The 9,409-nt window shown below is 60.9% G+C and carries 9 protein-coding genes and 1 pseudogene; 5 read left to right on the forward strand and 5 right to left on the reverse strand.

Annotated features, from left to right (window positions below):
• Positions 1-521: 521 nt before the first annotated feature.
• The 4 genes from darG to BGN95_RS05940 form a co-directional block, all read right to left on the reverse strand.
• A complete protein-coding gene (gene darG / locus BGN95_RS05925; protein WP_286771956.1) occupies positions 522-1,562 on the reverse strand; it encodes a type II toxin-antitoxin system antitoxin DNA ADP-ribosyl glycohydrolase DarG in 1,041 nt (346 codons plus the stop codon).
• Between the two features lie 12 nt (positions 1,563-1,574).
• Complete coding sequence (darT, locus tag BGN95_RS05930; RefSeq protein WP_286771957.1) at positions 1,575-2,222, reverse strand: type II toxin-antitoxin system toxin DNA ADP-ribosyl transferase DarT; 648 nt, start codon at positions 2,220-2,222, stop codon at positions 1,575-1,577.
• An 880-nt stretch (positions 2,223-3,102) separates the two neighbouring features.
• Positions 3,103-4,116, reverse strand: a complete 1,014-nt coding sequence (locus BGN95_RS05935) for a DUF2493 domain-containing protein (RefSeq protein ID WP_286771958.1) — start codon at positions 4,114-4,116, stop codon at positions 3,103-3,105.
• A gap of 86 nt (positions 4,117-4,202) precedes the next feature.
• The gene (locus BGN95_RS05940; protein WP_286771959.1) at positions 4,203-4,682 is read right to left on the reverse strand and encodes a DUF736 domain-containing protein; all 480 of its coding nucleotides are present in this window, start codon (positions 4,680-4,682) and stop codon (positions 4,203-4,205) included.
• Between the two features lie 802 nt (positions 4,683-5,484).
• On the opposite strand from BGN95_RS05940, the gene BGN95_RS05945 reads away from it, so the two are divergent.
• From BGN95_RS05945 to BGN95_RS05965, 5 genes and pseudogenes are all read left to right on the forward strand, one after another.
• Positions 5,485-6,477 (forward strand): patatin-like phospholipase family protein, encoded by a 993-nt coding sequence (locus BGN95_RS05945; RefSeq protein ID WP_286771960.1) that lies wholly within the window; start codon positions 5,485-5,487, stop codon positions 6,475-6,477.
• Positions 6,478-6,558: 81 nt separating this feature from the next.
• Positions 6,559-6,789 (forward strand): hypothetical protein, encoded by a 231-nt coding sequence (locus BGN95_RS05950; RefSeq protein ID WP_286771961.1) that lies wholly within the window; start codon positions 6,559-6,561, stop codon positions 6,787-6,789.
• 162 nt (positions 6,790-6,951) lie between these two features.
• Positions 6,952-7,587, forward strand: coding sequence for a hypothetical protein (locus BGN95_RS05955; protein WP_286771962.1), 636 nt, complete (start codon positions 6,952-6,954; stop codon positions 7,585-7,587).
• A gap of 137 nt (positions 7,588-7,724) precedes the next feature.
• The gene (locus BGN95_RS05960; RefSeq protein WP_286771963.1) at positions 7,725-8,351 is read left to right on the forward strand and encodes a hypothetical protein; all 627 of its coding nucleotides are present in this window, start codon (positions 7,725-7,727) and stop codon (positions 8,349-8,351) included.
• Positions 8,352-8,354: 3 nt separating this feature from the next.
• Positions 8,355-8,543: pseudogene (locus BGN95_RS05965) on the forward strand (transposase); the annotation flags it as partial.
• Positions 8,544-8,559: 16 nt separating this feature from the next.
• On the opposite strand, the gene BGN95_RS05970 reads toward BGN95_RS05965, so the two are convergent.
• Positions 8,560-9,267: a chymotrypsin family serine protease gene (locus BGN95_RS05970; protein WP_286771964.1), complete on the reverse strand. Its 708-nt coding sequence runs from the start codon at positions 9,265-9,267 to the stop codon at positions 8,560-8,562.
• Between the last annotated feature and the right edge of the window lie 142 nt (positions 9,268-9,409).

The following is a 9,409-nucleotide window of genomic DNA, read 5'->3' on the forward strand; positions in this document are numbered from 1 at the left end:
AGCATCTATCTTACCCTCGCTAACCGCGCGGGCGTTATCGCCGATACCGATCAGCTCCGGAATGTGGGGAGGTTTTGGCGCTTACGATAAAGCGTGTGACTGCCGCTGGAATAGGCCATAATCGGTATCCTCGGAGAAGTGAGACTTCACGCCCCACGGGCGGTCTCACTTCTCCGAGGATACCGATTATACGCCGAGTCGTAGGCTGAAGCCCTTCCCGGCTCAAGCCGGGGGTTTGAGACCAAAGACGGGACAATCAAATTTATGCTTTTCGTTTCGTAAGTTAACAACCGATTCGCGTCGATCCGTGTCAGGTAGACTAATGACCGCTCGTGACGAAATCAGCCGTTCGACCGTGGCCAAGTGGCCTCCATTCCGCTCATGTCGTTCCTCGCCGATTCCGATGTTCGATCGCCGGTTGGTCTTAGCGACGATATCCTCCAGCGACACAGCCGCGCGCGGTCGCGGCCCGCTGCGGTGATCGTCGGGCCATAAAGCTTCACAAGCTGACCGTCCCGCCATCAAGCAACTGCGAACCAACCCTTGGATTTTAGCGTATCAAACGCGATAGCAACCTGGCGCTCGGTGAACACTTTCTTGCGGTCATTCCACCCGCGTACTCCGGCAAGAGCCTTCTCTGCAGTATCAGCCCCTTCACGGGTAACCAGCCAATGAACTGTCGCAAGCAGTTCCAACCCATACGGCGTCTCAAAGCCGTCAACCAGATCAGCCACCTTGTTGAAATGGGCATGAGTTGCCTCTTCGTGCGCTAGAGACACCTCTGCCTCCAGAATGGCGCCAGGCACAATTGTGAGTTCCTTATCCGGCTGATCGCCGCCATCCTGATAACCCGCAACGAAATGTCCCTCGACCTTATTAAGGACATGGGAAAGGTTGGTGGCATAGGGACCATAATGATGCTTGATGTAGTTCAGCCGGAGCGGCTGGCCGGCTTCCTGCATAAAATACATCAGCTTCTGAACCTCGATCAGCGTCACGAACGGGTCCATCAGCCCTTGCAAATAGCGGTTCATGAGAACGACGAGCGCGGCCCGGCCCGGCGTCATGTTGGGTACGTCGCGCGACTTGATAACGTCAGGTGCGCCCTTGGGTTGATAGATCAACACATGAAGGTTTGGCAGATCGCGGAGCGCAGCCTCGATGCGCGGGCGAACATCGCCCCAGTCAAGGCCACCTAGGCCAGCCCCAAGCGGCGGAATAGCAATCGATTTGATACCTCGCTCACTGATTTCATGCGCCAACGCGACCAGCCCGCTCTCGATGTCCTCGATACGGCTCTTGCCCTTCCAATGCCTCTTGGTCGGGAAGTTGATAATGTAGCGCGGGTTTGTGAACGAGCCGGAGTCAAAAACAAACATCTTGCCAGGCTGCACCTCGCCATCCTCGCACGCGCGCGCATAGGCGTGGAAATTGGCCGGAAACGCCTTTTTGAATTGAAGCGCAATGCCACGTCCCATGATGCCGACGCAGTTCACCGTGTTGACGATTGCCTCCGCATCCGCCTTCAATAGGTCACCCGTTTTGAGTTCGATTTGTGCCATGTTTGTTCCCCCTTAATAGTACCACTCTGGTCGAATGTGAACCAGGGGACGATGGGCGGCGCCAGCGATGGCTTGCACCACCTGCTGGCCTATCGCCTGATTGAGCACACCGATCTGCTCGATCAGGTGCCATGGGAAATGCTGCTCAAGCAGGAACTCGGCTTGCTTTTGCTCCTTGGTGGGGCTTCCCGACCATTGCGTCGTTTGCACAGCGTTCCAATTGATTTCGCCGAGCTGCGCCAGGTTGCAGCGATCCTCAAAATAAAAGGAGCCTGCGTTCGACAACGTGAACGCCCATCGTCGCTGTTCCGCTTGTGCCCATGCGACCACAGCGTTCAGGTCGGCGACAAGATGCACGATCGGGTTCTGGCCGCCCTGATACGCAAGCTCTGAATTGCGACGAGAAATGAGATAGAGCATCACCGAGCGCGGACAGAAATAGAATGGCACACACTGGCCGACGTAGAGGCCAGGATGGCTGGCGAGCGTCAACTCGTTCATCCGCCGAGCCTTGATATTGTTCATGCCGATGACCGTCCCGTTGGCCGGGCGTTGGGCCATCACCGCGTCGGAATACAGAAATCCATCGGCCGCAATCGCTGCCAGCTTGTCGACATGGACGATGTGGTAGATTTTTGGGTTAGCAGGCTCAGGAATCATCAGGCGGCTTTGTCCTCGTCTTTCATTGCATCAGCATCCACCAGATCGTCACCATCGGTCAAATGATCTGCGCTACCGTCGGCGTGGATCGCATCTGCGAGGTCCCTCACCAAGCGACGTAAGCCGAGGCGGTCGCTAGAGATTTCAGCGGCTCCCGGCGTTGGCATTTGCCGCGTGCGCTTTCAATGGCTTGCACCTCAAATCCGACCGTCGTCCAGCAACCGGCCTTCAGGATGAATCGTCGCTGGCCGACCGACGCGCTACGTTCGCTCCTACCCGGAAGCCGTCAATCTCCGCTGGAGCGGTGAGTGAACACAAAGCCCCAACGGCACCCGACAGAGGCGGGCGATCCGCTCGTGACCGGCGGTCAGACCGCTCAAGCCATGGCGTGCACGGAATTGCGATGAAGGTCATAGTATCACGTGTACCCCGGCTAAATCGGCGTAATCTCAGCTATTTATCTCCACCCCAGGCATGTCCTGTGGTTCACGTGGCACACGATTCAATGATCTTGTGGCACGTGTATCACGCACCCAACCTATTGGGATCATTTGAAAATAACTTTGCAGCACCCGTGCGTCAGGTGCATTACACCACGGCCTCGCGCCGTGCGTCCCGCCTCACGCAGCGCGCCCGCGCTGCGCAGCCTCGTGCCGGGAGGCGCGGGCACCCTCGGGGTTTCACATAGCGCCGTTGGAATTGCCCCGGTCAGCCTCCATCGACAGCGGAAAGGGGAGCGACGTTGGCGGGCCGCCAGGCTCGACAAAAGGAGCGGCGCGGGGGAAACCGCTCGGGTTTCCCCCGCCTTCGCGCCAACGCAAAAAAAAGGGCCGGCAGCGGTCCCCCGCCCCGGCCCTCATAATCCTGCCGCCCGCCGCGATCAGGGCGCGAGATACCGCCGCCGACGCGTGACCGGCACATCCGGCTTCTGATCGTCCTGATAGAAAAGATGCGTCGGGACGCGATGCCCATGCTCGGGGTTGAGAATGTCATAGAGCCCGGACTGGATGCCGGAGCCTTCACAGATGATCGCCTCGACCGGCATCAATGCGGCGATATCGCGATTGCGCTTGAACGCCTTGCCATCGCCGCTGCCATAGAGCCCCCAGTTGATGCAGGTCACCCCGCGCTGGACGGCCCATGCGGCGGCGGCGGCATCCACGCCCTTGCGCTGGCCGGTGGTGAGCAGGATCATATGCGGGATACGCGCCTTGATCTGGTCGAGCCGGCCCCAGATGATCCGGTCATCATGCCATTTCGCCGGCCCCGAAACGACAACGATCGGCCCTTGCGGGTCATAACGATCGCGGCGGCGTTCGGCGCGGGCGCGGAGGAAATCGAGCGCAGAAATCTGGCTGGCGGTGGTGACGTGCGAGGCACGCGACCCGCGCGCGGGAGACCACGGCCGGCCGTTGTACGTGCGGTACATGGCAGCGGCATAATCGCGCATCGCCTCCATCGCCCTGCCCTGCTCCGCGACCGACTGGCATTCGAGCTGGAGCTGTTCGAGTTCGCCATTGAACACCTCGCCGGGTTCCAGCCGGCGCGCCATGTCGCGCAGCTGGTCGGCCAGCCGATCCTCACGCCCCGCCAGCCTGTTCGCGACGAAATGGAAGGAATTGACGAACCCCCATGCAATTTCAGCGGCGAGCGGTTCAAGCCGCGTGTCGGTGAGCAGGTCGAAAATGGCGGCAATGACACCTCCGCATTCGGCCTGCGCCGCCAACGGCTCGGGCATATCATGCTCACCGGGTTCATCGCCCGGCTCGATGATCGACAGCGGCAGGGGGTCGCCGAACGACGCCACGAAATCGGGAGTCGCGGTGAGTTCGGCAAATAGTTTCGGAAGGTCAACGAAGCTGCTAACCGCGCCTGAGGTCATTTGCTTGTTCATGTGAGTCCGCCTCTTTGATCGGGTTGATGGCTGAGGGTCCGGGGAAGCGTCTCCAGCGCTCCCCCGGGCCCGACTTTGGGGTGTTCCTAGAACGGCACCTCGTCATCGAGGCCGCGCGGTGCGCCGGTATATTCGCCACCCGGCCCGGCGGTGCTGCCGCCCGAGAAAGCCCCGCGCCGGCCACCACCATTGCCGCGCTGACCGAAGCCACCACCGCTGCCAAAGCCCTGCGGCTCGCGCTCACGTTCGCGCCGCCACTGGACGTCGAATCCATCATGCTCGTCGCCAAATAGAGCAATCGGCAAGGGGACGGCGAAAGACGGGTCATCGATCATGCCCGACAGGAAAACCTCGTCATTCGCGCGCATGCGACGTTCCCAAACAACGCCGATCTGGATTTCGTCGCCAGACTGACTGGTTTCGTACATTTCATAGACGGGTGCGCTGTCGCTCTGGCGATCGGTCACCTTGCGCATGATGAGATAAGGAAAACGCATCTCGCGGGTTGCGATCTTTCCGACAAGATCACCGACGCGTTCATCGAATTTGAAGCTTCCGATCTTCATGACTTGGTCCTTTCTCCTGTCCGTGGTCCGGTTCCTCTTTCCCCGGCCACATCCCTTTCTACCCCCTCCCCTGAATCCCATCTATCTAATTGATTTCTTGACAGATTTCGATCGCCTTTGGTGAGCCTGAGCCAATAAAATCGGACGCGGTCAGCGTCCCTGAAACAAGGAAACGTATCGCCGAAGGCGATCCCGCATTGATCCCCCGAGGACAAAGGCGCTGCGTCGTCTGTCATCACCTCCGGAGCCGCCGTCGCCGGGGCGCAAGGGCCGGTGGGGGTCCGCGGGTGCAAGGGACGTTGCGCTGCGGCTTAGCGGAGGTTGAAGAAAATGGCCCTGCTGGCACCCTTGGATCGAAGGATCACGCCAGCAGGGTCATTTTCTTCTACCGGAGCTTGGCCGGAGGCAGCCCTTGTGCCCGCGGACCACCACCGGCACGCCGCGAGCCTGCGAGGCGGCGCAGGAGGCGATGACAGACATGGGTCCGAGCGGGATGCCCCGGCGAGGCGCCCCGCCGAGCTCGGCCACCTACCCCGCCTCGCGGAAGGGATCGTTACCGCTTCAGCGGACAAGACCCCGAAGGGGGCTTGGTCGGAGCGAAGCGGAGATAGAGCCCGGTGGCCGCCGCCAGGCGGGCATCCGCCCGCCCAAGCCTGATCGGCGCACCACTCACCGGAGATCCGACCCGAACCACCCCGCGCACTACCGTCCACGAACGACATGGATCTTGGTCCAAAATGAGGGGAACAACGGCTGACACAGACCTGTTCGTGTGGGACGTTTCGACGCAGAGGAATTGCCGATGAAGATACGCGTCTTGTCGATCGACGGCGGCGGCATCAGGGGCATCGCGCCCGCGCATATGCTCGCCAGGCTGGAACAGAAGCTCCTGGACAGCGGTAAACTAAAGGTCGCGGACAGCTTCGAACTGTTCGTCGGCACCTCGACCGGCTGCATCGTGGCGGCAGGCCTCGCCGCTTCCGGTCAGGCAGCCCAGCCACTTGCCCCCAAAGACATCGAACAATTGTATCACACGCACGGGCAGGCGATGTTCACCAGCCAATGGGCGGGGATTGGCCCGTTTCCGCTTTTTTCGGGAAAATACAAAGAGTCAGCCAAAGGCGCGGTGCTTCGACAGATATTGGGCAATCTGACGCTGGGCGAGCTTGAGCGAAACTTCCTCGGCACTTTCTACAATGTCGCGGCGGGTCCGGGGCCGATTTTCCCGAATGGCGGCCCCCAATACAGAAATGTGGGCGACAATCGCTTCAGCCAAGTGCCGCTGTGGAATGTGGTGAACGCCTCATCGAGCGCTCCCTTCTATTTTGACCCCGCCGAGCTCACCGCCTTGCACCATGACATGCGTGGAGCCGATGGAGGCCTGTTCGCCAACAATCCGGCGATGTGCGGCTATGTCGAGGCAGTCAAAACCTGGGCAGGGGAAAACGGCGAAAAACCGGAATTCCTTGTTGCGTCGTTCGGCTGCGGTCAGTCGACGGTCAAATTTGAGAAACAGAAGCGCTGGGGCGTTCTGCAATGGGCAGCACCGACGCGGGGCGTACCTTTGCTGGAGGCGATGTTCGACGGTCAGAGCGAGACGGTCCACTATCAGATGAAAAAACTATTGGAGCCCGAGAATTACTTCCGCCTCGAATTCAGCCTCGACGGCTTCGGCAAGATCGCGATGGACGATGCCTCTGATGCGAATATCGCACGCATCCTCAAGGCCACGACCGATTACCTCGACCGCCAGGGCGGCGACGCCGAACTGGACCGCCTTGCCGCGGCGCTGTGACCCGAGCGGAACAGCCGTCCGGCCACCGCCACGTCAAGGTGCAACCCGCCCCATCCCCAAAAACCAAGAAAGGTCGCCACGATGGATGAAGATGCGATGTTTGCCATGGGCTCGGTTCTCGCCGCGCTCGGCGGTATCCTCGAGCGCAATGGAATCTGCACTACCAACGAGCTTGCCGAAACGATTGGCGGGATCGCGGTGATGACCGCCGACGCCGGGGAGCAGTATCAACGCCGTGCGGCCTATATCGGCAGCTGGGCGCATATGGTGCGCGCGGCGGCCCAGGGCGCCGGCCGCAAGAACCAGAATTAGCGCAGCGTCGTCGTCCCCGCACGGATTGGTGGAAAGGCGATCAAGCCATCGGCGGTCCGGAAAATACCCGCCCGAATAGAAACTGATCCTGGCGCAGGTCACAGAAGCAAGATGTTACCATATCGCTCCCTCCGCGGCCGAACGCCGAAGACACCGACCAGAATGATCAGAGCGATCGCCCCGAGGTCTGATAGCGAAATCCCGGGCCCGTCTCGCGGCAGGCGGCACCGCCTCTCGGATGAGACGAACGAAACCAACTCCGAAAAGGTCGATCGCGAACAAGGGCGAGCCGTTTTGTGGGGCATCGGCGTCGCAGCGCTCGGGATGATGACGCTCGGCCAGCCGCTCATTCGCTACGGCGACGCCGTCGAACTCGGCTGCCTTGGCCTCACCGCCGGCATGTTCGCCTTTCTCTTCGATGCTTCATATGGTTTCCGCGGGTGGCTGCGGATCGCCTTCATGTTCATGTCGCTGCTGATGCTCACCTTCGGCGCATTCCAGGCGATCCCGCTGGCCAAGGTCGCCGCCCGGCGCTCCGCCACAAACGACCGGCGATGCATGGCGATCCAGCTCGATATGTTGTCGGCGCATCCCCGTCGCGCAGATGGCCCTGCCCTGTTCCATGCGCTCGGCTGTGTGCCGACCGACGATCCTCCGCCGAAAACACGCGAACTATCTGCACGTCAGCTACAACCGCCGCGAGAAGATGCCGCGCCAGGCCAGCACAACCGCTCCGGCGCGGGGACTTTGGATGCCAACGATCAGGAACCAGGCAGCGCGAACCGGAAGGTTCGCTGATCTGAAAGTTTGGCCCCGGTCGATCGACCGGTACGAATAGCCAATCGTCCCCATTCCGAAGGCGATTGGCAACCGGCGCGTTGCGCGAGCGTTTATTTTACCACAGGATCAGGAAGATAGGAGGGATTGTCGTCTTGGTGGCCTATGCGTTCCGTTCCGTTCCCGAACAGGGGGAACCGTGCATCTCTGTGATCGAAGCACCAGACCTCGCCGCGGCCAAAACCATGGCGGTGGACGCGATCAAACAGAGCGAGCTTAGTGCGATCCGGCTCTGGGATGGCGAGCGGGTGTTCGAATTCAAGCGACCCGTCGCGCCAGTCGCCTGGGTCGCACCGCGAAACGAGCGATCGCACAACGCGGCCGTCCGCGGCGCGCAGATGATGGCGATGAAGGCCGAAGGCAAAAGCTTCCGCGAGATCGGCGCTGCCTATGGAATCAGCCCTGCGCGAGCGCGTGACGTTGTGACGTGGGCACAGAATCGTGATGCGCGGCCCAGGATGGCGCCCAACCGCGCTGCGCTCTCGACCAGGGCCCGAAATCTCGTGCAATCCCTGATCGACGAACCAGAGTCTGACGAGATGGAACGCGATCGCCTGCTGCCGAAACGGGTCGCATCGCTGACGCGCAAGCGCCTGTTCGCCGAGTGCAATGCGGGATCAAGGACCGTCGCCGAGCCTGGCTGTGGGAGCGCGGCCTCTCGCTCAGCTGGGAAATGTGAGGCATTATCTCAGGCCCAGATGACGGCCATCGCCACCGATCCATGAAATATTCGATACAGCGAGCCACATCAGGGCTTAAGGATTCTACCTCGCCGTTGGGTCGTAGAGCCGACGTTCGGTTGGATGATCCGTTTGCGCCGCGTAATCCGCGATTGCGAGAAGCGAATCGACGTCTCGCAGGCGATGATCCCGATCGCTATGGAACGATACTCCCTACGGCGGAACGCTCATCCCTGAAATTTCAAATGGACGCTTAGCCGTCGAGCGGCGGCGCCTGCTCGGTACCAGAGATCGCGGTGACGAGTTCAAGCATTCTGCCACCGAAATCCGGGTGATTTAAAATCTGGCGAATGGGCGTGATGATGGTCTGACTGGTCCAGATCGCACCAACCTTCACCAGCGGTCTGCCACCCACGACCATGCCGGCGATCGCGCGATCCTTGTCCACTACGATCGCTCCGCTGTCTCCCGCTTCCGAGACCATGTTAGTCGTTACCATCTGGTGCGCGTAGACGACCCGTTGGGCAATCGTCCAATCCGGCCCTTCGGCTGGAAGTGGGATATCTTCGTCATTGTCGGCGATGACGCCCTTACGACCGCCCCCCCCGATCCCGCCGATGATTTCGATGGTCTCGCTGGGTGCCGGCAAGGCGCCTGGTGGATTTAGTCCCCCGCCGTGTGCCGGTGCCGGTTGAACCCTTGTCGGATCGACCCAGATGAGCGCGACATCGGCGGTAATCATCTGCCGAAAGGTGGTCCAGGTCTGAAGGACGCCGATCAGATGCTTGTCAGCGCTAGCGGCAATCGGATCGCCTGGCTTTGCTTCCTTTCGCACCAGACCATGGGCCGCCCCCATGAGTAATAGCCGATTGGGCTGGTCAGTGAACCGCACGAGGCAAGCGCCGGTGCTGACGACATCCATGCCGACCAGGTCAATAGCATCGCCAATATGATAGGTCATGGCTCCGCGATCCGTGCAGGGGTCGGCGGGGGGCCGTCGTCGACGGATCCTGACAATGGCGCACCGGGCGGCTTGGTGACGGCATTATAGCCAAGATAACCGGCATGGCTGACGGCGAGCAGTGTCAGTGGGCGTGTAATTC

Source organism: Sphingomonas sp. 66-10 (assembly GCF_001897045.1).
GTDB classification, from domain to species: domain Bacteria; phylum Pseudomonadota; class Alphaproteobacteria; order Sphingomonadales; family Sphingomonadaceae; genus Sphingomonas; species Sphingomonas lycopersici.

Bases quoted from the DNA above. Each gene is read 5' to 3' on its own strand.
- BGN95_RS05955 (WP_286771962.1), top strand. From the start codon at position 6,952: ATGATCAGAGCGATCGCCCCGAGGTCTGATAGCGAAATCCCGGGCCCG.
- BGN95_RS05950 (WP_286771961.1), top strand. From the start codon at position 6,559: ATGGATGAAGATGCGATGTTTGCCATGGGCTCGGTTCTCGCCGCGCTC.
- BGN95_RS05945 (WP_286771960.1), top strand. From the start codon at position 5,485: ATGAAGATACGCGTCTTGTCGATCGACGGCGGCGGCATCAGGGGCATC.
- BGN95_RS05935 (WP_286771958.1), bottom strand. From the start codon at position 4,116: ATGAACAAGCAAATGACCTCAGGCGCGGTTAGCAGCTTCGTTGACCTT.
- BGN95_RS05970 (WP_286771964.1), bottom strand. From the start codon at position 9,267: ATGACCTATCATATTGGCGATGCTATTGACCTGGTCGGCATGGATGTC.
- darG (WP_286771956.1), bottom strand. From the start codon at position 1,562: ATGGCACAAATCGAACTCAAAACGGGTGACCTATTGAAGGCGGATGCG.
- darT (WP_286771957.1), bottom strand. From the start codon at position 2,222: ATGATTCCTGAGCCTGCTAACCCAAAAATCTACCACATCGTCCATGTC.
- BGN95_RS05940 (WP_286771959.1), bottom strand. From the start codon at position 4,682: ATGAAGATCGGAAGCTTCAAATTCGATGAACGCGTCGGTGATCTTGTC.